The organism is Vibrio sp. VGrn 2 (assembly GCF_009361695.1).
GTDB classification, from domain to species: domain Bacteria; phylum Pseudomonadota; class Gammaproteobacteria; order Enterobacterales; family Vibrionaceae; genus Vibrio; species Vibrio diabolicus.
The window spans coordinates 1-24,653 of sequence record NZ_RBWD01000014.1; the positions used below are offsets into that span (position 1 = coordinate 1).

A 24,653-nucleotide genomic window follows, 5' to 3' on the forward strand; every position below is an offset into this window, starting at 1 on the left:
GTTCAGATAACTCGTTTCCGCTCGACTTGCATGTGTTAGGCCTGCCGCCAGCGTTCAATCTGAGCCATGATCAAACTCTTCAATTTAAGATTTTGTTCGGCTCAATGAATACTGAACATTACATAAAAGTAATGTTTGAATTGACTGTGCTGAATCCGAAGATTCAATGGTCACTTCGTTTCATTGAAACCTAATTTGAAGCCGAGGCTTCTAATTGGATTATCATCAACGAGTGCCCACACAGATTGATAGGTCTATATTGTTAAAGAGCTTGCTTTGCGAGAACTTTTTCTCTCAAAGTGGAGGTGAATTCTAGCGATTTGGTTGTTAGTGTCAAACACTTTTTTCAACTAATTTTTCGTAGAACTTTTTTACCTCTTCGACATTGCTGAAGCCTTGTGGCGTCTGCCGTGTCGATGGATGCGCATTATAGGGAGAAGATTTTCTTTGGCAATACTAAAAGTACATTTTTTCTAAAAAAACATGCCAAGTGGATACTTTCCATCCAACCTAAAAATCCCCCCGAAATAACACTCAAGATTTCTACAGCTTACCCACAAAAAACCTGTGGATAACTACTCATCACTATCGAAGAAGTAAGAAATGCGTGAACGTGGATTAAGATACTCTTTGATTTTCTCCGGCAATTTAGACGGATGAATCGCGTTAACTATCTTTATATCCTTTGCTGCAAGATCAATGATTGGCGCCTGCGTCCTTGGCACTGATGGGTCGTAAACCAATACATTTGGGAATAATAGATGCGATGCATTCACTGAGATAACCAAGCCCACCATATTATTGGAAAGCTGAACCACAGTGCCTGGAGGAAACACGCCCATAAACTTAATCAGGATATTCAGGTTTTCTTCTTTATATAGGTGTTTACAGTTCTTATATAAATGAGAGAGTGCGGTATAAGGAATTTTTTGCTCTGAGACTATAGGTGTATGACACAAGTTATCAAATGCGTTAGCTACAGCAATAATTTGAGCAAACTCGTTGATCTCATCTCCTTTCAGACCTTTGGGATAGCCAGACCCATCTCTTAGTTCATGGTGCTGTGCAATCACAACTCTTGCAACTTCGGGAAAACCTTCTATTTGACTCGCAAGGTCTACTCCATATTTGGTGTGCAACTTTAAGTAGTTAGTTTCTGGTTCCGTCAGCGGTGCTTGCTTTCTTAATATTGCGGTAGGAATTTTTATTTTCCCGATATCGTGGAATAGCGCTGAGAATGAAAGCTCTTTCAACTGCGCAGCTGAGTACCCCTTAGCACGGCCAATCATCATGGCGACAACAGCAACGTTCAACGAATGGAAATAAATATCTTCAAACTCATTTTTACCGTTCATCAGGTGTAGAGTGACATTATCATCACACATTAACTTCTCGACGATATCTTCAATAAGAAGCTTCGCTTCATCAACGGCAGCTGTTGGACGATTACGAATTTTCGTCATGACCGAGCGCATACGCGCAAGAGAGCGCTCAAACTCTTTTTCGCACTGGATAACGCGTCGACGATACGCACTTAACTTTTCTATGCGGTTTTGTTTTTCTTGCCAAAGTTTTTGAGTTTCATGATCTAGCGACGCTTCATTCGTTACTCTATCAGCTTGTATCTGGTCGACTGGAAGTGGTGCGGCATCACTTTGCTCTGGATTAAAGTAAACGAACTTTACACCGAGGTGACGGATCATCTCGACTTGTTCTTGATCTTTAATCTTAAAACTATTGAGTAGAAAAGGGTGATCGTTCCACTTTAGCGGAAGACGGATATGTAATCCGGGTTGAATACGATCGACCGTAAGTTTAATGGCTGCCACTTATTCACTACTGATTTACGTTGCCTAAGAGAGTTAGAATACTAGTAAATTTTGTGAATAAATTCATCAGTAAGTATCAAAACATCAGATGGTCATTTCTAATTACTCATTTAATGAGCAAAAGCAAGCTACTTTAAGGTTCGATCTGCTTTGCGTATTTTAAGCTGAGCCTCGAACGTTGGCTTATCTATTATTTCTTGACCTTTGACTAATCCCATTAATGTTTGTACCGCTACACGGGCCATATCACTGATAGGAAAGTGCACTGCCGACACTGTAGGATAAAGGCTTTCACAAAGGTCGACACTGTCAAAGCTAGTTAAAGAGATTTGCTCCGGTACTGAAATATTGTGCTCGTGTAAGTACTGCATTGCACCGACCGTCATTTCCTCACTGCAAGAAAAGACTGCAGTAACTTCAGGGTGTCGTTGTAAAATTGCAGCCATTGCATCATAACCACTTTGCCGACCATAATTCCCTTCTTCACACCAGCTTTCGTCAATATCGATACCTGCGTCCTTCATCGCATCAACGTACCCAAGCTTTCTTAATAAACTATTATGACGTTGGGATGGACCGGTAATACAGGCGATTTTTCTATGACCACCAGCTAAAAGATGCTCGACGGCAATACGGCTTGCATGATGATGATTAAAAGTAACGCAACGCTCTTCTATTCCTTCAACATAGCGATCCAGAAGAACGAAAGGCGTTGGCTGTTTTGCTAATTCACGTAAATCATCATCTGACAAATAACGACTATGGAGGACATAGCCATCACAACGCAGATCATTAAAACGCTGAATGGCTTCCTTTTCACCTTCTGCAGAATGATGTCCTTGAGCGGTAATCAGAAACTTTTTATGAATATCCAGCTCAGTCTGAACCTGCTCCATCATCTCGCCAAAGAAGCCCCCCGTATAGTAAGTCACCAATAAGCCAACCATATTACTGGATGAGGTTGCGAGTGAACGAGCAATCGCACTCGGGCGATAATTCAGTTGCGCCATAGCTTGCTCTACTTTTTTTCGAGTTTCTTCGCGAAACTTCCCCTCCCCATTAATGATTCGAGAAACGGTAGAGCGATTTACACCGGCGAGTTCGGCGACATCTTTAATCCTTGCCATAATGCTATTGAGTCCAACTGCAATTGTTATTAAATATCCGTTTGTGTAGAACGGCTGCCAGCAATTCGTAAGGTGCTCATAGGGGGCGAAGCTGGCAGCCTTTAATCATACACCGACCATTTGATTGGTAGAAACGAGCTCAGAGTAATCCGTGACAGCTATACCATGTTGAGCTAACTGTTCTTTTAAAATGGGAGAGGTAAGAACTTGTAACTCTAGCTCTCGCTGAAGCGCATAGCCACTCTTTAAAATCAGCGCTTGATCGGCCTCTGCCGGGTGGCACATCACCTCAACCAAATCATAGTCTGTCTTTAGACTCAATAAATGCGCCATCAAACCATCCAAACTTACTTTTTGATCGTAAAACTCATCAGTAAAGACATACCTTGTTGTCATAGATTCTTGACACAAGCCAGTGCCCCGCAGTGGCACTCGGTATTCACTCGCTACTTCTCTAATAACGGGCAAAATTTGAGGGTGAGTATGCGCGTGATGATGGCTATCTAAGTGGCTTAGCTCTAACCCAAGCGATAAAAAATGTTCCACCTGAGCTTTTGCTTCGTCATAAATGACCTGAGTTTCGAAGTCCTGCTTACCCCACAGTTCGTCGTATTTGATAAAATGCGCTCGACCGTTGGTCAAATTAGGGTGCCCTGTTAGAGGCACTCCCGCTGTAAACCTAAGATGAACGCCAATTCTCAAGTCTGGATTATGGCGAGCCAACTCTAAAGCATGTTTCTCAGCATCCATACCGACCATCATGGTGGTTGAATGAACAACACCTTGCTGATGAGCTTTTACGATGCCGTTATTTACACCTCTCGTTAAACCAAAATCATCAGCATTAAAAATGACTTTCATTGGCGCCCTTCCTTAGTACTACAACGTCGTTAGTTTAAATTGAGGTAAATACGGAGCGTTCACCGCTAAGATATCATCCAGAATTGACTTGGCACGACCAATGTCTGGCACCAATGGGTTGTTGGTTAATGCCATGAGCGCTTTGTCATAGTTACCTTCCACAGCAGCGTCTATTGTCAACTGCTCATATGCTTTGACTTGATAGAGTAATCCTTTGATATTGTTTGACAGCTCACCAACCGCAAGAGGTTTCGCGCCCCAACTACCAATCACCGCGCTACACTCAATCACAGCATCGTCAGGGAGGCCGTTAATCGCTCCGTTATTTAAGACGTTAACAACATGAATACTATTACGATTGTTATAAATTGAATCAACCAAGTTTAGTGATGCATCTGAATAATAAGCCCCACCCCGCTCTTCTAACTCTTTCGGCTTATGATCGAGATTAGGATCTTGATAGAGCTTGAATAGCGCATTTTCTGTTTCCATTACCTGCTCAGCACGAGTGCCCTTTTCACCCGCGCTTTGTTTCTCTTCAGCGAGCATAGCATCGGTTTGATAGAAATAACGATGGTAAGGACATGGTATCGCCCCCAGCGCTTTTAAAAATGCTGGATCCCACGGTTCTTCCCAGATGTTCTTCATGCTGAAGTTAGCACCATCACCGACTTTCTCTAATACCGTTTGAGTAATATCTTCTCCATTGAGCCATGCTTTGTGCACCCAAACGAGATGGTTTAATCCGGCAAACTCCAGTTGTAGCTCTTTTGGCTCGCACTCCATCATTTCTGCGATCATCATTTCCATCGAAACCGGCACATTACATAAACCAATACTCTTTACTTTGGTGTACTTACTGACGGCTTCAGAGACCAAACCCGCAGGGTTGGTGAAATTGAGCATCCATGCATTGGGTGCCAACTCTTCAATATCTTTACATATATCAAGAATAACCGGGATGGTTCGCAGTGCTTTAGCAAACCCACCAGGGCCTGTTGTTTCTTGGCCGATGACGTCGTATTTAATTGGAATTCGCTCGTCATTAGCACGAGCAGCAAGGCCACCCACACGGAACTGCGTCATCACAAAGTCCGCATCTTTTATCGCAGCACGACGATCAAAGTCTGCTTTTATCTCAATCTTTGCACCTGCTTTATCAACCATTCGCTGCGCTAGACCTTTGATAATCTCAAGCTTCTCAGCTCCTGACTCAATGTCCACAAAATGAATCTTCTTAACGGGTAAATATTCTAAGCGCTTAATAACCCCTTCAACCAGTTCAGGGGTATAACTACTACCACCGCCAATAATGGCAAGTTTGATCGCCTCTCTAGACATTTTTCTCCCCCTTATTTGTTCGAGATTTTTTTGTTCAGTGCAACGATTTCTACAGCCATTTCTTGAGCCAAAATCGTGGTCATTAAGTGATCTTGAGCATGTACCATCACTAACGTCATCGGGACTTTCCCTTCCCCCTGATCTTCCTCAATCAACTGAGTCTGAATTAAGTGGGCTTTGTTAATGCACTCTCTTGCTTGAGAGAGCTTCTCCTCAGCCGCATCAAAATCTTGTTCTCTAGATAAACGCAACGCCTCGTAACTCAAACTTCTGGCTTCGCCAGCATTACAGATGATCTCCATCACAACCAATTCTTGTTCCATCATTTTCTCTCCGAAAATCGGGCCGCGGTAATTGCGGCCCATTAAGCACCGTTAAGCAGTAACACCTTCGCCTGAAGGTTGCGCCTCATCTTTAGTTTCTTTCGTCGTCGGTAGTTCTTGCTCCAACATTTGCTTCTCAAACATTTTGAAGAATGGGAAGTAGATAATTAGATCAAGAATCAATAAACCAATGACGAGCAATACTGGAGCAAAGGTCCAACCGCTACCCCACGAAGCACCTATCAGTGCTGGTGTTGTCCAAGGCGTTGTAGCGACACCCATGCCCACAAAGCCGACATGCACAGCAAAGTACGCAATCGTAGCGTTGATGACTGGAGCGAAGACAAACGGAATAAACAAGGTCGGGTTCATTACAACTGGGCTACCGAAGATCACAGGCTCATTGATTTGGAAGAAGCCAGGCACCGCACTCATTCGACCAATACTCTTAAGGTGAACAGAACGGCTAAATGACATCAGCATAACAAGAGCAAGTGTTGCACCAGAGCCACCGATAAAGATGTAAAAATCCCAGAAAGGCTGAGTAAATACGTTTGGAATCGGTTCACCTGCAACAAAGGCTTCGATGTTGGCACCAATGTTGGTCAAGAAAATTGGAGAAAGCAGCCCCACAACAATTGCAGCACCATGGATACCCGCAAACCAAAGTAATTGGCAAAGCAATAGAGCGCCAATAATGGCAGGCAATGAGTTAGACGCACTAATTAAAGGCTTAAAGACTGCCATGACCGCATCTGGAATCAGCATGTCGTACTGGGTTTGCACGAAAAGGCTAAGTGGATATAAGGTAATAAATATCGCTAAGACTGGTAACAGTACTTCAAATGATCGTGCAATCGCTGGTGGCACCTGCTCTGGCATACGAATCGTAATATTGTGCTTTTTCATAAAACGGTAGAGCTCTACCGAGAAGAATGCACACATCACTGCGGTGAAGATCCCGGTTCCTCCCATGTGTGACATAGACAACGCGCCATCTTTAGCAGGGGCCGCGATGAGTAAAAAAGACATCAGCGACAATACAGCACTCGTGATCCCATCCATCTTGTAAGCCTTAGCTAAGCTATAAGCAACGCCGAGCGAAACAAAAATGGTCATGATCCCCATCGACATGTTGTAGGGCATCATTATGGTATCAAAATGTGTGGTGGCGAAATCAAGCCAAATTCGACCAAAAGTAAAGGTCGTGTCTTCGGCAAATGGTGGGAATGCAAAAATCAAAATGAAACTACCGACAATAATAAACGGCATTGCAACTATAAAACCGTCTCTCATTGCTCGAACATGGGGCTGATTCCCCACTTTTGCTGCTATAGGGGCTATATGCTTTTCGACTGCGCCTATAATTGCGTCATAAAGCTTCATAGAATCCATCCTTATTTTAGGCAAAAGAATCCCGCATCAAATATTTATATTTGATGTACAGTTATCTTTTTTAATTTAAAACTATGGTTTAGTTAATTAATTCTAATGCTTGCTCTAGTACTTCTTCTCCCTTCATCATTCCATAATGCTGAGGAGAAATCGCATCAATGTTTTTACCATGCTCTTGCGCCGTTTTTCTTAGCTCTTCTAGCTGAAAACGTACTTGAGGCCCGAGAAGACAAACATCGTACTCTTTAATTGCATCTTCAAATGCATTCACTGACATCGCGTCAATTTTGCACTCAATTCCTTTATTTTCAGCTGCTTGCTCCATTTTTTTAACAAGCATACTGGTTGACATCCCTGCGCTACAGCATAAAAGGATCTTTTTCATAGCCTTACTCCCGTTGTGTAAATTTCAACCTGCAAAAACTGTAGCAAAAATAACCAAGACAAAAAAGCGCAACCGGTTGCATTATTCGTGAACACAATCCCAATTTAGAAAATACGACCTGTTTTTTAGTAATTATTTAGGTCTAGGATAAAAGTCAGGAAATAAATTAAGACACCACATTAGGTTTCAAATTATCAATATATTACTACTGACAACGTCGTTATTAATTTCTAAAAAGGAATAGAGAATGAAATTTAATAAATTGGCTATTGCAACGCTTGTAAGTGCCGCACTATCACAATACTCATTTGCTCAAACCGACTCTAAAGGCACCATTTATCTAACGTTTGATGATGGACCAATCAATGCATCTATTGACGTTATTCAAGTGCTTAACCAAGAAGATATCAAAGCGACGTTTTACTTTAATGCTTGGCACTTAGACGGAATTGGTGATGAGAATGAAGACCGTTCGCTAGAAGCCTTAAAGCTCGCATTAGACACTGGTCATATTGTCGCGAACCATAGTTACGATCATATGGTTCATAACTGCGTTGATGAGTTTGGACCTAATAGCGCAGCAGAATGTAATGCTACCGGCGACCACCAGCTTAACTCGTACCAAGATCCTGTTTACGATGCCTCAATGTTTACAGAAAACTTATCTGTTTTAGAAAAGTATCTGCCTAACATTACAAGCTACCCGAATTATAAGGCAACAGAGTTTGCTAGACTGCCCTACACCAACGGCTGGCGCGTGACTAAAGACTTCAAAGCAGATGGATTATGTGCAACGTCTGATGACTTTAAACCTTGGGAACCAGGCTACGTTTGTAATATCAACGACCCATCAAACAGTGTGAAAGCCTCAATTGCGGTACAAAACATTCTGGCTAATAAAGGCTATCAAACACATGGTTGGGATGTGGATTGGGCACCTGAAAACTGGGGGATAGCAATGCCAGCCAACAGTCTAACAGAGGCAGAACCTTTCCTAGGTTACGTAGATGCAGCATTGAACAACTGTGCTCCTACCACCATCAACCCTATCAATTCAAAAGCACAAGAGTTTCCATGTGGTACACCTCTCCACGCAGACAAGGTCATTATTCTAACGCATGAGTTTTTGTTTGAAGACGGTAAGCGAGGAATGGGCGCAACCAAGAATTTACCTAAATTAGCGGAATTTATCCGACTAGCAAAACAAGCTGGCTATGTATTCGATACGATGGATAACTACACACCAAACTGGCAAGTTGGTCATAGCTACAACGCTGGCGACTACGTCCTACATTTAGGCACCGTTTACCAAGCAGTGACTAGCCATAACGCACAGCAGGACTGGGCACCTTCCCCAACCTCTAGCCTTTGGACCAATGCTGATCCGGCAACAAATTGGGAAGTGAATGTTTCATATAAAGAGGGAGATGTTGTGACGTACTCTGGCAAACGTTATCTCGTCAACGTGCCACACGTATCTCAAGCCGATTGGACACCTGACTCACAGAACACCTTGTTCACAGCTCTATAAGCTGTTCCCTACTATTATCATGTAGTAGCTTGCGCGAGGTAATCCCTCGCGCTTTTTTATTTTTAGAAAAGTAAAAATGGAAAGCAGTAAAGAGTGGAGTGACTGGGCCTGGCATTCCTGACGCCACGCTGGATTTGAATTCACAAACCCTAGACACAACAAAGCCCCGACTTTCGTCGAGGCTTTATCATATGAATTATGGTACCCGTGGGCAGAGTTGATTGGACAAGCACTCCTACCGCCACCGCAAAGGCAACGCTAACTTTCTTTTGATATTTACAAGCACCTAAAACGACGAAAGGCCGCTATAAGAGCGACCTTTCTATATATGGTACCGGTGGGCGGACTTGAACCGCCACGCCCGAAGGCAACGGATTTTGAATCCGTCGTGTATACCAATTTCACCACACCGGCATCTTTGGGCTATTGCCCTTTGATGGTTGGCATTATACGGAAGCTTTTGACCTGCGCAAGCAGAAATACCTTAAATAACTATCGTTTGCTGATAATTTCGCCACAAAGTGTGACAAAGCTGTACTGATAAGAAACGTACGCTCCATTTGCTACTACTGATCCAGGTGAAAATGAGTATACGTAACTCTTTTTAAATTCTATTCACTGTAATATCAGAAACATAACCATTCCCGATGCTCGACAAAGCCGTATGGACCATCTCGGCAGCATCTTCCGCTTGCATGAAGTGACTCGTGTCCATCGTGTTGCCGCTTGTCTTCCAGAATTCCGTATCCATTCCACCAGGATAAACCGCGATAATTTTCATTGGCTTTCCTTTTAACTCCAAACGAACCGACTCGATTAATCCTTTGACAGCCCACTTCACAGCGCAATACGTAGACTCTTGCGCTTTAGGCTGTTGCGCAGCAGTAGACATAACCATGACCACTTTTATCGGTTGATCTTTGTAACGCTTTACTAACTCTCTTAATACATGAATGGCAGAATTCAGGTTATTATCAATCAGTTTTTGAATCTCTTCCGGCTCCTGCTCTTCCAGTTCGCCAAAATAACCACTTCCTGCACTATGAATGACCATTTCAGGCGGCTGTTTCATCCCATCAAATAGGTGTTTCACATCTTGATGTAATGAGAGGTTGCAAGCTTGATAGCCGACGTTATGAGAGAGTTGTTTAGCTAGTGCGGATAGTTTTTCTGTGTTTCTTCCTATGATATACGTCTCTTTGTCTTCCGCATCATAACGCTTTGCCAGCTCTGCCCCTAAACCGCTACTTGCACCTGTAATTACAATCATGGCTACCTCTTTTCAATCACATACTTTTAATGCATCTATCAATTAAGGTAACAGAATCTTGGTAATTCACACCTCAAGAACACCATTCTTTGAAGCAAGCGGCTTTCTTACTCTCATGATGCATGAAATTCCACGTAGAATGAGGAAGATTTAACCTATGCTTAAGCAAGAATAACTTTCTGAATTTTCTATCGACTTTCGAGTAAGAACCTCATAGGAGCATACGAATGACTGGGTCAAAATGGCAATGGTTACTGAAGCAAATGACGCGTAAACTGTGGGTTCGCACGTCACTTTATGCCTTACTTGCTGTCGCTACTGCCCTAATATCCATTGTTTTAAACCAGTTCATTACTCTGCCTCCAGCAATCAACGTCAGTAAGGATTTGCTTAACAACATATTAAATATCCTCGCGACTTCCATGCTTGCGGTGACCACATTCTCGCTCAATATAATGGTCTCAGCGTACAGTGCCGCTAGTGCAGGGGTAACGCCGCGAGCGACAAAACTATTGATGGAAGACAGCACAACACAAAATGCCTTAGCAACCTTTCTTGGCTCTTTTCTATTTAGTTTGGTAGGCATTATCGCGCTAGGTATTGGGGCCTATCATCAACAAGCACAAATTTATCTGTTCATCGTGACTATCGCCGTAATCGTGATGATCATACTCACTCTGCTACGTTGGATTCAGCACCTTTCCGTACTAGGAAGGGTCAGTGAAACCACTTCATACGTAGAGCAAGCCTTGTTAGATGCAATAAGAAAACGGGGCAAAGAGCGTTGGCTAGGTGCTCACCCATGGAGCCATCCAGAACATAAACCCAGAGGAAGCAAGCCTATTTTCAGCCAAGAAATTGGCTACTTACAGCATGTTGATATGCATCATCTCGATAGTATTGCCGAAGCAAACCAATGCACTCTCTATCTTGAACGACAACCAGGAAGCTTTGTGTATGTGAGTCAACCATTGGCTTGGGTTTGTGGAGCGTTGCCAGACGAAAACGAAATAACTGCGGCCTTCACGATTCGAACGGAGCGTTCCTATGATCAAGATCCTCGTTTTGGATTAGTCGTCATGGCGGAGATCGCCTCACGAGCTCTCTCCCCCGCCGTGAATGATAACGGTACCGCGATTGATGTTCTTGGGCGTTCTGTACGAGCGCTTTCATTATGGGGAGAGTTACTCAGCGAGCCGCCTACCAAAACTCGATACCCTAGGCTATTTGTGCCCGCATTGAGCTGCCAGGATTTGTTTGATGATGTCTTTTTGCCAATCGCGCACGATGGTGCAGCGCAACTCCAAATACAGATTCGCCTACAAAAAGCCTTGCTGGCTCTTTCTAGTATGCACCCCAAGTTGTTTTTATCACCTGCAACCAAGCTATCAGAAAAAGCTTTAGAGCTCTCCTTGAGCCAGCATTATACCGAAGATGAGAAACACCAACTCTCTCATCTGTCTAATCTAGTTACAGACCAAAAAGCTAATGGTTAGGCAAGTAAAATTCAGTTGAAATAGGTTACCGAAAGGCCTTGTACATCGTGATATGTGTTCATAACACACAGCAGAAAAGTCACTTCGTTTATGCATAATTAAAGACTCTGTGCGTTAGGTCTCTTTTCTCTTGGTGAGGGAATCTATATTCTGACGCACAATTTTTAAGGTAAGTGATGGAATAATGACGACGTCTACAACTCTTCCACCTGCTGGTCTCTTTCGTCGACTTGCAGCGTTGATTTACGACACATTGATTATTATCGCAATTGAAATGATGGCCGCAGGTATTGTTATGGCCGTTGTATTTGCACTAAATGCAGCAGGGCTGTTGAGCTATGGCGAGTACGCAGATGCCGCTGATATGCTCGGAAAGCACCCTGTATTAAGCCCTCTATTTACACTGTATCTTGCGGTTGTGTGGATATACTTCTTTGTCTTCTTCTGGACGCGAGCAGGGCAAACACTTGGGATGCGCGCTTGGAAACTTCGAGTTCGCAATGCCAAAGACGGCGCGCCGATTACAGTCACTCAAGCCCTGATTCGCATTGCAACATCTGGCTTTGGTTTGGCAAACCTGACTGTACCGATTGATCCCAAGAAACGTGGGTTCCACGACATTTGGGCAAAAACAGAGGTTGTTGTGTTGCCTAAGGCAAACTAACTTATCCGGGAATACAAAAAAGGAAGGCATAATGCCTTCCTTTTACATTTAGTCCGATGAAACATGGTTTATTCGGTGATACTTCAGCTACAGCTTTCTTCTCAGCAGCGCAATCGCAATGGCTAAGAACACCAGGCTCGGGGCCAATGCACCAAACACAGGGGATATGCCATACACCAAGCTTAATGGGCCAAAGAACTCACTGGATATATAAAAAGTAAACCCGGCAACCACGCCCGACAATACCCTTGCCCCCATGGTCACACTTCTGAGTGGACCGAAAACAAACGATAGCGCCATCAACATCATCACGGCAATTGAAAGCGGCTGTGTCAACTTACGCCAAAACGCCAATTCATAGCGAGACGCATCTTGCTCAGATGCTTTCAGATAGGTCACGTAATCATACAAACCGCTCAGTGACAGTTCTTCAGGCTTTACCGTCACCACAGCTAGCTTATCTGGAGCCAATGACGTATGCCATTCCATCTGTTCAATGTCTTGCTTCGAAATCACGTTTTCATTTTTCATATCCGTGATTTGTACGTCGCGCATCAACCAGTTGTTATCTTGTTGATAGTCGACTTCTTCGGCGAAAATAACTTTTTGTAGATTCTTATCATCATCAAAACGCCACATATTTAAAGCATAAAGCTTGTCGTCTTCGACTTTACCTATAAAGATAAAGTCGTTTGCGTCACGAGCCCAAACTCCAGAACGAACTGAGACAATACTACCTCCCGATATCGCAAACGCACGTAAGTCACGCGCCATTTTTTGTGCTTCTGGAGCGCCCCATTGCCCTAACGTCATAACGATAAGCATAAGTGGCACTGCCGTTTTGAGCACGGATAACCCGATATCCAACTTTGAGAAACCAGCAGCTTGCATCACCACCAGCTCAGAGCTTGACGCCAACATACCCAAACCAATCAGGGCACCGAGTAATGCCGCCATTGGGAAGAACATTTCGATATCACGCGGCACACTGAGCAACACAAAGTACAACGCATGAGTGAGGTCATACACGCCTCGCCCTACTTTACGTAACTGTTCTACGTATTTGATGATGCCCGATAAGCCAACAAACGTCGCTAAAACCAAGGCAGTGGTAGAGATGATGGTTCTACCGATGTAAAGGTCTAAGATTTTGAACACAGCTTACGCGAGCCTCTTCTTACGGAATTTGTCTTTTATTCGTCGAGCAGCAACGCTGTCCATCATATTGGCCATGATTGCGACAATCAGTAACATCGCATTAATAGGCCACATGCCGATTGCCGCCGGAATGTCACCATCTTCTAATGCAGATTTTGTTGCACTGATCGCCAGGAAATACGCTAGATAAATAAGAATCGCGGGCCCCATTTTGGCAAATCGTCCCTGACGCGGATTCACCGCCGACAAAGGAATAACCAGCATCGTTAAGAGTGGAATACACACAAATAACGAAATTCGCCATTGCAGCTCTGCTTGCGCTTCTGGGTCTGGGTGTCCAATCAAATCAACCGTTGGGTACGCTTCCCAATCTCGCCCTTTCTTTTTGACCTCACGCTGGCCGATAACGCCTTCGTATTCATCGAATTTTGTGATCATATATTCAACGCGAGTAGGCACACCTTCATAACGCGTGCCTTCTTTCATGGTGATGACCTGACGGCCGTCCGACAGTTCTTTTACTTCACCAGAGGACGAGAACATCACACTCGGCAATACTGAATCTCTCGGGCGCATCTGCGCGACAAAAACGTTGCTCAATGTATTGTCTTTAATGTCATCGATGAAGACAACCGATGAACCATCTGGCGTGCCTTGGAATTGCCCTTTCTTTAGCAAGTCAACGCTGTTTTCTGCTGCCACTTGCTCATAAAGTTGCTCTACACGGTCTTGAGACCACGGCGATAACCACAATGCATTGAAAGCCGCCACAGCAGAAGTAATCAGCGCTAAGTACAAGGCCGCTTGTACCAAGAATTTGTTACCAATACCTGTCGCGTTCATCACGACAATTTCGCTCTCTGCATACAGGCGACCAAAGGTGATCAATATGCCGATATACAGACTCAAAGGCAGCATTAACAGACCCATTGCTGGCATGTTCAAACCAACAATCGAGAAAATCAATCCAGCAGGAATATCCCCATCAGAAGCATCAGCAAGAACACTTATGAATTTCTGGCTTACAAACACCAAAAAAAGTACGAAAAAAATCGCAAATTGGCTCTTGAGTGTTTCGCGGATCAAATATCTAACAATAATCACGCTGAAATTACCTATACAAAACTTGTTTTTTTGGTCGAATCACTATAGTTTCCCGTTGAACCATTTATTTTTTTAAAAATTATAAACTAGATGTTAGTCGCTTAATCAGCTCTGCATGTAAGCCTGGAGCTAAAATTCAACAAGTAAGCGATCATTATCTAACATTTAGAGCAATTTGTCTTCAGGATGTAGGAGTACGCATGGAGTTCAGTGTAAAAAGTGGCAGTCCAGAGAAACAACGTAGCGCATGTATCGTTGTTGGTGTGTTTGAACCACGTCGCCTTTCTCCAGTAGCCGAACAACTTGATAAAATCAGTGACGGTTACATCAGTTCACTACTTCGCCGTGGTGATCTAGAGGGTAAACCTGGTCAGATGCTGCTACTGCATCAAGTACCAGGTGTTTTGTCAGAGCGCGTTTTACTTGTCGGTTGCGGCAAAGAACGTGAACTTGGCGAGCGCCAGTACAAGGAAATCATTCAAAAGACGATCAGCACACTTAACGAGACAGGCTCAATGGAAGCGGTATGTTTCCTAACTGAACTGCATGTTAAGGGTCGTGATACATACTGGAAAGTACGCCAGGCTGTAGAAGCGACTAAAGATGGTCTATACACATTTAATCAATTCAAGAGCGTGAAACCTGAGACTCGCCGCCCACTGCGCAAGCTTGTTTTCAACGTACCAACGCGTCGTGAATTAAACTTGGGTGAAAAAGCAATCACTCATGGTCTCGCTATCGCATCAGGTGTCAAAGCCTCAAAAGACCTTGGCAACATGCCGCCAAACGTAGCTAATCCAGCTTACCTTGCTTCTCAAGCTCGTCGTCTAGCGGACGATTACGAAACCGTAACCACCAAAATCATTGGTGAGCAAGAGATGGAAAAACTGGGTATGACCTCTTACCTAGCAGTTGGTCGTGGTTCTAAAAACGAATCTATGATGTCTATCATCGAGTACAAAGGTAACCCTGACTCAGATGCAAAACCGATTGTGCTTGTAGGTAAAGGTCTAACCTTCGATTCAGGCGGTATCTCTCTAAAACCTGGTGAAGGTATGGATGAGATGAAGTACGACATGTGTGGTGCAGCATCTGTATTCGGTACAATGAAAGCGCTAGCGAAGCTAAACCTACCAATCAACGTTATTGGTGTTCTAGCGGGCTGTGAAAACATGCCTGGCAGCAACGCTTACCGTCCAGGTGACATCCTTACAACCATGTCTGGTCAAACTGTAGAAGTTCTGAACACGGATGCGGAAGGTCGTCTTGTTCTTTGTGACGCACTGACTTACGTAGAGCGTTTCGAACCAGACTGCGTGGTTGACGTTGCAACGCTAACCGGCGCTTGTGTTATCGCACTAGGTCACCACATCAGTGGCGTTATCTCTAACCACAACCCTCTTTCTCATGAGCTAGTTAACGCTTCAGAGCAAGCGAGTGACCGTGCATGGCGTCTACCAATGGCAGATGAGTACCACGAGCAGTTGAAGAGCCCGTTTGCGGATATGGCAAACATTGGTGGCCGTCCTGCTGGTACTATCACTGCGGGTTGCTTCTTATCTAAGTTTGCTAAAAAGTACAACTGGGCTCACGTCGATATCGCAGGTACCGCGTGGAAATCAGGCGCAGCGAAAGGCTCAACGGGCCGTCCTGTCTCAATGCTTGTCCAATTCCTTTTGAACCGCAGCGGCCAAGAGACAGAAGAGTAATTTCTGAACAACATCTAAAAGGGCCGCAAGGCCCTTTTTTATTATCCTAATTTTCTAAAATGAAAATGGGATTTAAGATGGTCTTAGGAAGAGACCCAAGGCAAGTGAGAGAATGATGCAAACTGCAACCTTCTACATCATTAACGAAGAGAGCCCGCAAGCAACGGTGGCTGGCTTTGAAGAGTACATTGTGTTTTTGGCGCAGCACTTTGCCCGCCAAGGCGCTAAAGTGTATTTAAACTGCCAAGATAAACCACACGCCGAGCAGCTCGCTGAAGCCTTTTGGCAAGTTGATGCAGACAAGTTCATGGCACATAACCTCGTAGGCGAGGGACCGAAATACGCCACCAATATTGAGATCGGCCATAACGGTGTAAAGCCGTCTTGGAATCGTCAATTGGTAATTAATTTGGCGGAAAATGAGACAACCTTTGCGAACAAGTTTGCTCAAGTGGTAGACTTCGTGCCCTGCGAAGAAAAAGCTAAACAACTCGCAAGAGAAAGATATAAAATTTACCGTCAAGCAGGTTACCAGCTGCAAACGATCGAAATTCAATATCCTTAACGGTCAATCCTTATAGTTAAGGCGATCTTGTTAAGATCCCTCACTTATAAAGATTGACTAAGATTCAACCATCAACGTATCCATTAAAAGAGCGCTATGGAAAAGACATACAACCCAACTTCAATCGAACAAGCTCTGTATCAGACTTGGGAAGAGAAAGGCTACTTTAAGCCACACGGTGACACTACTAAAGAATCATACAGCATCATGATCCCGCCACCGAACGTCACTGGTAGCCTACACATGGGCCACGCGTTCCAAGATACGATCATGGATACGCTTATCCGTTGTGAACGTATGAAGGGTAAAAACACCCTTTGGCAAGTAGGTACTGACCACGCTGGTATCGCAACTCAGATGGTTGTTGAGCGTAAGATCGCTGCAGAAGAAGGCAAAACAAAACACGATTACGGTCGTGAAGCTTTCATCGACAAAATCTGGGAATGGAAAGGCGAATCTGGCGGCACTATCACTAAACAGCTTCGTCGTCTTGGCGCATCAGTAGACTGGGACCGTGAGCGCTTTACGATGGACGATGGTCTATCTAACGCCGTTCAAGAAGTGTTCGTACGTCTATACGAAGACGATCTAATCTACCGCGGTAAGCGTCTAGTTAACTGGGATCCAAAGCTACACACCGCGATTTCAGATCTAGAAGTAGAGAACAAAGATACTAAAGGCCACATGTGGCACTTCCGCTACCCACTAGCAGATGGCGCTAAAACAGCGGATGGCAAAGACTACATCGTTGTTGCAACGACTCGTCCAGAGACCATGCTAGGCGATACGGGTGTTGCAGTTAACCCAGAAGATCCACGTTACAAAGATCTTATCGGTAAAGAAATCATCCTTCCTATCGTTGATCGTCGCATCCCAATCGTGGGCGATGAGCACGCAGATATGGAAAAAGGTACTGGCTGTGTGAAAATCACACCTGCGCACGACTTCAACGACTACGAAGTTGGTAAGCGCCACCAGCTACCAATGATCAACATTCTGACTTTCGACGCGAACATCCGCGACGCAGCAGAAGTATTCAACACTAACGGCGAAGCAAGCGACGCTTACAGCACTGAGCTACCAGCTAAATACCACGGTATGGAGCGTTTTGCCGCTCGTAAAGCTATCGTTGCTGAATTCGACGAGCTAGGTCTACTTGAAGAAGTGAAAGATCACGATCTACAAGTTCCTTACGGCGACCGTGGTGGCGTGGTTATCGAACCAATGCTAACTGACCAATGGTACGTACGTACTGCGCCTCTAGCGAAAACAGCAGTTGAAGCAGTAGAAAACGGCGACATCCAATTCGTTCCTAAGCAATACGAAAACATGTACTTCTCTTGGATGCGTGACGTTCAAGACTGGTGTATCTCTCGTCAGCTATGGTGGGGTCACCGCATCCCAGCTTGGTACGACAACCAAGGTAATGTTTACGTAGGTCGCACTGAAGAAGAAGTTCGCAAGAACAACAACCTAGAGTCAGTAATTGAGCTGCACCAAGACGAAGACGTACTGGATACATGGTTCTCTTCTGCGCTATGGACGTTCGGTACTCAAGGTTGGCCAGAGCAAACTGACGATCTGAAAGTATTCCACCCTTCAGACGTTCTAGTAACTGGTTTCGACATCATCTTCTTCTGGGTTGCGCGCATGATCATGATGACCATGCACTTCGTGAAAGACGAAAATGGCAAACCACAAGTACCATTTAAGACAGTTTACGTTACCGGCCTAATCCGTGACGAAAACGGCGACAAGATGTCGAAGTCGAAAGGTAACGTACTTGACCCAATCGACATGATCGATGGTATCGACCTAGAGTCTCTAGTAGAGAAGCGTTGTGGCAACATGATGCAGCCTCAGCTAGCGAAGAAGATCGAGAAGAACACGCGTAAGACGTTTGAAAACGGTATCGAAGCATACGGTACAGACGCACTGCGTTTCACCCTTGCAGCAATGGCATCAACAGGTCGCGATATCAACTGGGATATGAAGCGTCTTGAAGGTTACCGTAACTTCTGTAACAAACTATGGAACGCAAGCCGTTACGTAATGATGAACACAGAAGAGCAAGATTGTGGTTTTGGTGAAGGTGAGATCGAGTACTCACTAGCAGACAAGTGGATCGAGTCTCAGTTTGAACTCGCAGCGAAAGCGTTCAACAACCATATCGACAACTTCCGTCTAGATATGGCTGCAAACACACTTTACGAATTCATCTGGAACCAATTCTGTGACTGGTACCTAGAGCTAACTAAACCCGTTCTATGGAAAGGTACTGAAGCGCAACAGCGTGGTACTCGCCGTACACTAATCACGGTACTTGAGAAGACGCTACGTCTGGCTCACCCAGTGATTCCTTACATCACAGAAACTATCTGGCAAAGCATCAAGCCACTAGTTGACGGTGTTGAGGGCGAGACAATCATGCTACAAACGCTGCCTCAATTCGACGAAGCGAACTTCCACCAAGAAGCGCTAGACGACATCGAATGGGTGAAAGCGTTCATCACTAGCATCCGCAACCTACGTGCAGAGTACGACATCAACCCTGGCAAGCCTCTAGACGTTATGCTGAAAGCAGCGAATGAGAAAGACGCCTCTCGTCTAGAAGCAAGCAAACAAGTATTGATGTCTCTAGCGAAGCTAGAGGCAGTACGCGTGCTTGAAGCTGGCGAAGAGACCCCTGCGTGTGCAACGGCACTGGTTGGTAAGTCTGAGCTGATGATCCCAATGGCGGGTTTGATCGACAAAGATGCAGAGCTTGCTCGTCTAGATGGCGAAATCAAGAAGACGCACGGCGAAATCAAGCGTATCGAGGGCAAACTGGGCAACGAAGGCTTTGTAGCGAAAGCACCTGAAGCGGTTGTTGCTAAAGAGCGTGAGAAGCTTGAAGGCTACAAAGAGACACTAGCTAAGCTAGAAGAGCAGAAGACAACGATCGCTGCACTTTAAGCCTCAGTAAAAGAGAAGAACTAACACTTCTCACTTTGAATCCAAAGGTTGGCCATCATGGTCAACCTTTTTTGTATATCTTTCACCAAAAACCATCATCAATAGCTTTCCCCTATCGCAACAATACTCATCATCCATTAGCATTAATGAGAATTATTATCGATAATAAACTCATCGAAACAAACACGATTGAGTAATTATCATGAAAAAGACACTAACTTTCGCAGCACTGCATTTTACTATCGCATTTAGTGTCGCTTACGTACTCACAGGCGACATTTTAATTGGTAGTTTAATTGCCATGATTGAGCCTTCAGTGAACACCGTAGCCTTCTACTTTCATGAAAAGGCATGGGCAAAAGTCCCAGCACTTAAAGCTCGTCAGTGGATGACCAAATTAAAAACCGCAAGCTTTGCGACCGTGCACTTCAGCGTCGCTTTTACCGTGGTTTACTTACTAACAGGTGATGCATTTGTCGGCGGCGTAATGGCGATGCTAGAGCCGAGTTTGAATACGGTGGCTTACTACTTCCACGAGAAAGTATGGATGCGTAAATCATCAGCAAAAACTCCAGCACCGCAGTTTTGTTTACATCACCACGCTTAAACATGGAGGCTCACTACGTCTCCTAACGAGCCAAATGACATTTATCATTGACAAAGTTGCGCACCGCAATTAATTTAATTGCGGTGCGCAACTTTATTTTTAGAGGTAAGTGATAATGAACGCTCGTCAACTCCGACACTACTCCCGTCAAGCCGTCCGATTGCTTGGTATGCTCGATAAACAATGCGGCGATGTCGCTCTTACCCCGGTACAAGCGCACGCATTAGGTGAAATCCAATTGCAACCATTGACCATCAACCAACTGGCGCAGCAGCTTAGTGTCGACAAGTCCAATGCAAGCCGCACCATTACTGGTTTGATTAAATTAGGTTTGGTTGAGAGCATCGAAAACCCGAAAGATAAACGAAGCCAACTCGTAGTGCTCACAATTCAAGGACAGCAGGCGTTATCGCAACTAGACCAACAGCAAAACAGCTTTTTTGAGCAGTTGCTTACACAACTTGATGACTGTGAGCAAGAACAACTCAAACTTGGTCTAGAGACTTACCTAAAAGGGCTAACAAAAGTGTGTCAGGCAGAGGAATACACCCTTCGACCTCTTACCAAAGCAGACAATCCGCAAGTGGCAGACGTAATTCGTAAAGTCTCTGCTGAATACGGCTTAACCGCAGACAGAGGTTATGGTGTGGCCGATCCAACGCTTGATGATATGTATTCGGTGTATAATCAAAACGGGGCCGCCTATTGGGTCATTGAACATCGCGGAGAGATCGTTGGTGGCGGTGGCTTTGCCCCTTTAGCTGGTGAGCCAAATGTGTGTGAGCTGCAAAAGATGTACTTCTTACCTCAAACACGAGGACACGGTTTAGCCAAACGCATCGTCGCATTGAGCTTACAACTGGCGAAACAGCTTGGGTATCAGCAGTGCTATTTAGAGACAACAGAATGTCTAAGAGAGGCGGTAGGCTTGTATGAAAAGCTAGGCTTTGAGCATCTCGATGCCCCGCTTGGGCAAACAGGGCATGATGCATGTGAAGTCGTAATGCTTAAGGTACTGTAATAAAAAATATTATCAGACGTTAAAGCACAACATGGGTAACGCAAAGCTCCTGGCTCAATGCAACAGTGAAGTTTTGGCGTTGTCCATCCAATTCAACAGACAACTGATAGAGATCATTTGGATCAGGGTCATTAAGATCAGCATACTTTGGCGCTTCAATCTGGAATAAAGCGCTCGCATGCTCCGCTCGGACATCAATAGGAATATGGTAAGTCATGCCATTAAACTTTACCGCTGCTGACACTAGCCCTGGTGCAAATGTCTGGTAATACAAATCGACCTTAAATTCACACCCGCCACCATGGTGCCAAATCTGCTCGGTTGCCACGCGATCTAAACGCACGTTGCGAATAAACTGCAAGTACGGTTCTTGCCACACGCCCAGTCGCTCATCACTTTTCTTATATTGATGTTCAGAAAGCGGGCACAGCTCTGGCTTATCCTCATCGAATAAAAGATCTTCTTCTTCCTCTAGGAACAATATCTCAAAGCGATTACGCCCCATTTGCATGTATGGGCGAATGTCTTTCTTATACACACTTTGCGAGCCATCACAATCAAACACAGCCACGCCGTTCAAACGTACCTCCGCATGGTAATCAACACCACCCATTACCATTTCCACTGCAGGAAATGCCATCATCGCCTCATCCACTTCAATGTCATGCATCAGGTGCCATTCTTGTTGACGGATCGCTTCCTCCGTCAATTCATCAGGCAGGACTAGACTTAAAGGGGCGGGAAAAGTGATGTCATCCTGTGGAATCGAGAGGTCCGTCAGTGGAGAGACTTGCCATAAACCGGCGAGTGAGAGTTGCATATACACCTTGCGCTAGATCAATTTTCACGCATTATAGGGAGAAATCCCCTATAAACTCAATGTGAATTATTTATCACCTCCACATTCATCTGTTGTTGGATGCCATTTTCAAGGTATAAAAAAACCAGCGTTAAACGCTGGTTTTTCTAAAAGAGGTGAGCTTTGATTACTCGTCGTCTTCATCTTCTTCAGGGTAAAGCGCATCTTCGCCTTCGTAGTACGTACCCCAACCGTCGTAGATGATGTCGTATTTTTCTGCCAAGTGAATCAGTTTTTCAACTTGCGCATCAATGGCTTCTGCGTCTAATGCTGATTCCATGGTTGCATCACAGCAAAGCAACTTGTTGCCATCTTCATCTTCAGTTTCTTCCGCTTCAAGCACTTCAAAGCCCATCTTGAATGCTTCAACTACCGCTTTTTCTAGCGTGTCAAAATCTTCTGCAAACAGGTGGTGCTCGATTTCGTATAGCGAATCTGGATCGCTGCCATCTTCTAGCAATGCTGCAATGATATCGCGAGTCTCTTCCTTTTGAATCTCAATTAATTCTTCTACTGATAGATATTCATCTTCGTGAGACATGTTTTGGCTCCAGATTAGTTACTTGATAGAAACACTATACCCGATACTGAGTATGCTGATCCGGTGAAATATGGCATGGATTGCGATGAAAAGCCACAAACAAACATCATACCACCGCGATTCTTATCGGTTATTTGAATATAAATATTAAACCGACCATGCAAAGAAACAAAAAATTAACAAAAAATGGCATTTTTTAATATTCAGAACATCCTAACTGACACTTAATGCGGTTATTTTCTCTTTCTGTGCGTGTTTATGGCGCTTTCTTGAATACACTCACGTGTAAAACGAAGAAGCATAACGAATAAATTCACTTCAATAATGCATAATTCAGAATAAAAATGCACGTTTTATGCACTATGCATGTATTCTTTCTCAATGGGAAAATTAGAATAAAAACGCACGCTCTCCACGTTTCACAAAATAGAATTAAAACCCAAACCAAAACTTCATTAGCAAAACAGGCAAAACTAAAATCTAAAAAACAATAAAAATTCAGAATATAGGCAAAGCGTAGTGATTTGCATCTTTCTAGGAAGCTTGTCATAACTAACGGCTGGAAAATTTGTAAGGATACAAAATGAGCAAGCTGTACGTTGGATCAGAAGTTGGTCAACTTCGACGAGTTCTATTAAATCGCCCAGAGCGCGCCCTAACCCACTTAACTCCATCAAACTGTCATGAATTACTGTTTGATGATGTTCTTGCTGTAGAAGCGGCAGGTGAAGAGCACGATGCGTTCGCACGCACGCTACGCGATCAAGATGTAGAAGTGCTTCTCCTCCACGATTTACTGGTCGAAACCCTCTCCGTTCCAGAAGCAAAACAGTGGCTGCTAAATACTCAGATTTCTGACTTTCGTTACGGGCCAACCTTTGCGCGAGACCTACGCCAATATTTTTCAGAAATGGATGATGAACACCTTGCCAGCATCTTTTTAGGTGGCTTAGCTTACTCAGAGCTGCCGATCACCTCATCTTCTATGCTGCCAAAAATGAAGCGTCCGCTGGATTTTGTTATTGAGCCACTACCTAACCACCTATTTACGCGTGATACCTCATGCTGGGTTTATGGCGGTGTATCGCTCAACCCAATGATGATGCCTGCACGCCAACGTGAGACAAACCACTTACGTGCGATTTATCGTTGGCACCCAATTTTTGCTGGCCAAGACTTTATCAAATACTTCGGTGATGATGATCTGCATTATGATAATGCGAATGTCGAAGGCGGTGATGTGTTGGTTATTGGTAAAGGTGCAGTTCTGATCGGTATGTCTGAGCGCACGACCGCGCAAGGTGTAGAAAACCTTGCAGCGAGCCTGTTTAAGGCAGGACAAGCAACCGAAGTGATTGCGATTGATCTGCCTAAACACCGTTCATGCATGCATTTAGACACCGTTATGACCCATATGGATGTGGACACGTTCTCTGTTTACCCAGAGATCATGCGCAAAGATCTCGACACATGGCGCTTAACACCAAAAGGCAATGGTGAAATGCATGTTGAAGCATCTCATAACTACCTGCATGCGATTGAATCTGCTCTTGGCTTAGATCAGCTGAAAATCATCACCACGGGTGGTGACAGTTATGAAGCTGAGCGCGAACAATGGAATGACGCCAATAACGTTCTTACCGTAAAACCGGGCGTTGTGATTGGTTACGAACGCAATGTATACACCAACGAAAAATACGACAAAGCTGGTATCAAAGTACTGACAGTCCCAGGTAACGAGCTTGGCCGTGGCCGTGGTGGCGCCCGCTGCATGAGCTGTCCGATAGAGCGAGACGATATATAACCAATTCGTCCTTTTACATTAAATGAATAAAAACTAAGGTTGATGTGAATGCATCAACCTTTTTTAGTTTTACATAAAAATAATTATTCACAAATAAAGCATTTATAT

Annotated in this window: 21 protein-coding genes, 1 tRNA gene and 1 rRNA gene; 9 read left to right on the top strand and 14 right to left on the bottom strand. The window is 44.3% G+C overall.

What is annotated here, in order from left to right; genetic code table 11:
* The 8 genes from D8S93_RS19575 to D8S93_RS19610 all read right to left on the bottom strand — a co-directional run.
* Nucleotides 1-86: ribosomal RNA gene (locus D8S93_RS19575) — 16S ribosomal RNA — on the bottom strand; the annotation flags it as partial.
* Nucleotides 87-575: 489 nt separating this feature from the next.
* On the bottom strand, nt 576-1,829 hold the full coding sequence (locus D8S93_RS19580; RefSeq protein WP_134648082.1) for an HD-GYP domain-containing protein: 1,254 nt from the start codon (nt 1,827-1,829) through the stop codon (nt 576-578).
* Nucleotides 1,830-1,957: 128 nt separating this feature from the next.
* Nucleotides 1,958-2,956 (bottom strand): LacI family DNA-binding transcriptional regulator, encoded by a 999-nt coding sequence (locus tag D8S93_RS19585; RefSeq protein WP_006742369.1) that lies wholly within the window; start codon nt 2,954-2,956, stop codon nt 1,958-1,960.
* Between the two features lie 105 nt (nt 2,957-3,061).
* Nucleotides 3,062-3,817 (bottom strand): chitin disaccharide deacetylase, encoded by a 756-nt coding sequence (gene chbG / locus D8S93_RS19590; RefSeq protein WP_152814996.1) that lies wholly within the window; start codon nt 3,815-3,817, stop codon nt 3,062-3,064.
* Nucleotides 3,818-3,835: 18 nt separating this feature from the next.
* The gene (locus D8S93_RS19595) at nt 3,836-5,158 is read right to left on the bottom strand and encodes a 6-phospho-beta-glucosidase (protein ID WP_005397437.1); all 1,323 of its coding nucleotides are present in this window, start codon (nt 5,156-5,158) and stop codon (nt 3,836-3,838) included.
* Nucleotides 5,159-5,169: 11 nt separating this feature from the next.
* The gene (locus D8S93_RS19600) at nt 5,170-5,481 is read right to left on the bottom strand and encodes a PTS lactose/cellobiose transporter subunit IIA (protein ID WP_031780628.1); all 312 of its coding nucleotides are present in this window, start codon (nt 5,479-5,481) and stop codon (nt 5,170-5,172) included.
* Between the two features lie 51 nt (nt 5,482-5,532).
* Nucleotides 5,533-6,867: a PTS sugar transporter subunit IIC gene (locus tag D8S93_RS19605; protein ID WP_005397441.1), complete on the bottom strand. Its 1,335-nt coding sequence runs from the start codon at nt 6,865-6,867 to the stop codon at nt 5,533-5,535.
* 88 nt (nt 6,868-6,955) lie between these two features.
* Nucleotides 6,956-7,261, bottom strand: a complete 306-nt coding sequence (locus D8S93_RS19610) for a PTS sugar transporter subunit IIB (protein WP_025767645.1) — start codon at nt 7,259-7,261, stop codon at nt 6,956-6,958.
* A 247-nt stretch (nt 7,262-7,508) separates the two neighbouring features.
* On the opposite strand from D8S93_RS19610, the gene D8S93_RS19615 reads away from it, so the two are divergent.
* Nucleotides 7,509-8,792: a carbohydrate-binding protein gene (locus D8S93_RS19615; RefSeq protein WP_046873617.1), complete on the top strand. Its 1,284-nt coding sequence runs from the start codon at nt 7,509-7,511 to the stop codon at nt 8,790-8,792.
* A gap of 329 nt (nt 8,793-9,121) precedes the next feature.
* On the opposite strand, the gene D8S93_RS19620 is transcribed toward D8S93_RS19615, so the two are convergent.
* A tRNA-Leu gene (locus D8S93_RS19620) sits at nt 9,122-9,206 on the bottom strand.
* A 190-nt stretch (nt 9,207-9,396) separates the two neighbouring features.
* On the bottom strand, nt 9,397-10,062 hold the full coding sequence (locus tag D8S93_RS19625) for an SDR family NAD(P)-dependent oxidoreductase (protein WP_152814999.1): 666 nt from the start codon (nt 10,060-10,062) through the stop codon (nt 9,397-9,399).
* A 227-nt stretch (nt 10,063-10,289) separates the two neighbouring features.
* Between D8S93_RS19625 and D8S93_RS19630 the strand changes: the two genes are divergently transcribed.
* Nucleotides 10,290-11,558, top strand: coding sequence for a DUF2254 domain-containing protein (locus tag D8S93_RS19630; protein WP_152815002.1), 1,269 nt, complete (start codon nt 10,290-10,292; stop codon nt 11,556-11,558).
* Between the two features lie 184 nt (nt 11,559-11,742).
* Complete coding sequence (locus D8S93_RS19635; protein ID WP_005397453.1) at nt 11,743-12,222, top strand: RDD family protein; 480 nt, start codon at nt 11,743-11,745, stop codon at nt 12,220-12,222.
* Between the two features lie 87 nt (nt 12,223-12,309).
* On the opposite strand, the gene lptG is transcribed toward D8S93_RS19635, so the two are convergent.
* A complete protein-coding gene (lptG, locus tag D8S93_RS19640) occupies nt 12,310-13,380 on the bottom strand; it encodes an LPS export ABC transporter permease LptG (RefSeq protein WP_046873614.1) in 1,071 nt (356 codons plus the stop codon).
* Between the two features lie 3 nt (nt 13,381-13,383).
* Nucleotides 13,384-14,484, bottom strand: coding sequence for an LPS export ABC transporter permease LptF (gene lptF / locus D8S93_RS19645; RefSeq protein WP_006742363.1), 1,101 nt, complete (start codon nt 14,482-14,484; stop codon nt 13,384-13,386).
* 200 nt (nt 14,485-14,684) lie between these two features.
* Between lptF and pepA the strand changes: the two genes are divergently transcribed.
* The 5 genes from pepA (at nt 14,685) to D8S93_RS19670 (ending at nt 21,341) form a co-directional block, all read left to right on the top strand.
* Nucleotides 14,685-16,193, top strand: coding sequence for a leucyl aminopeptidase (gene pepA, locus D8S93_RS19650; protein ID WP_005397459.1), 1,509 nt, complete (start codon nt 14,685-14,687; stop codon nt 16,191-16,193).
* Nucleotides 16,194-16,308: 115 nt separating this feature from the next.
* On the top strand, nt 16,309-16,758 hold the full coding sequence (locus tag D8S93_RS19655) for a DNA polymerase III subunit chi (RefSeq protein ID WP_046873623.1): 450 nt from the start codon (nt 16,309-16,311) through the stop codon (nt 16,756-16,758).
* 96 nt (nt 16,759-16,854) lie between these two features.
* Nucleotides 16,855-19,713 (top strand): valine--tRNA ligase, encoded by a 2,859-nt coding sequence (locus D8S93_RS19660; RefSeq protein ID WP_046873613.1) that lies wholly within the window; start codon nt 16,855-16,857, stop codon nt 19,711-19,713.
* A 202-nt stretch (nt 19,714-19,915) separates the two neighbouring features.
* Nucleotides 19,916-20,320: a DUF2061 domain-containing protein gene (locus D8S93_RS19665; RefSeq protein WP_005397464.1), complete on the top strand. Its 405-nt coding sequence runs from the start codon at nt 19,916-19,918 to the stop codon at nt 20,318-20,320.
* Nucleotides 20,321-20,435: 115 nt separating this feature from the next.
* A complete protein-coding gene (locus tag D8S93_RS19670) occupies nt 20,436-21,341 on the top strand; it encodes a bifunctional helix-turn-helix transcriptional regulator/GNAT family N-acetyltransferase (RefSeq protein ID WP_080936680.1) in 906 nt (301 codons plus the stop codon).
* Between the two features lie 19 nt (nt 21,342-21,360).
* Here the strand turns inward: D8S93_RS19670 and D8S93_RS19675 are convergent, their stop codons facing one another.
* A complete protein-coding gene (locus D8S93_RS19675; RefSeq protein ID WP_046873612.1) occupies nt 21,361-22,161 on the bottom strand; it encodes a glycosyl hydrolase 2 galactose-binding domain-containing protein in 801 nt (266 codons plus the stop codon).
* A gap of 166 nt (nt 22,162-22,327) precedes the next feature.
* Entirely contained in the window at nt 22,328-22,741 is a 414-nt protein-coding gene (gene rraB, locus D8S93_RS19680) for a ribonuclease E inhibitor RraB (protein ID WP_005381081.1), read from the bottom strand.
* Between the two features lie 583 nt (nt 22,742-23,324).
* On the opposite strand from rraB, the gene arcA reads away from it, so the two are divergent.
* Nucleotides 23,325-24,545 carry an arginine deiminase gene (arcA, locus tag D8S93_RS19685; protein ID WP_152815005.1) on the top strand — a complete coding sequence of 407 codons (1,221 nt, stop codon included), beginning with the start codon at nt 23,325-23,327 and terminating at the stop codon, nt 24,543-24,545.
* Nucleotides 24,546-24,653 lie beyond the last annotated feature (108 nt).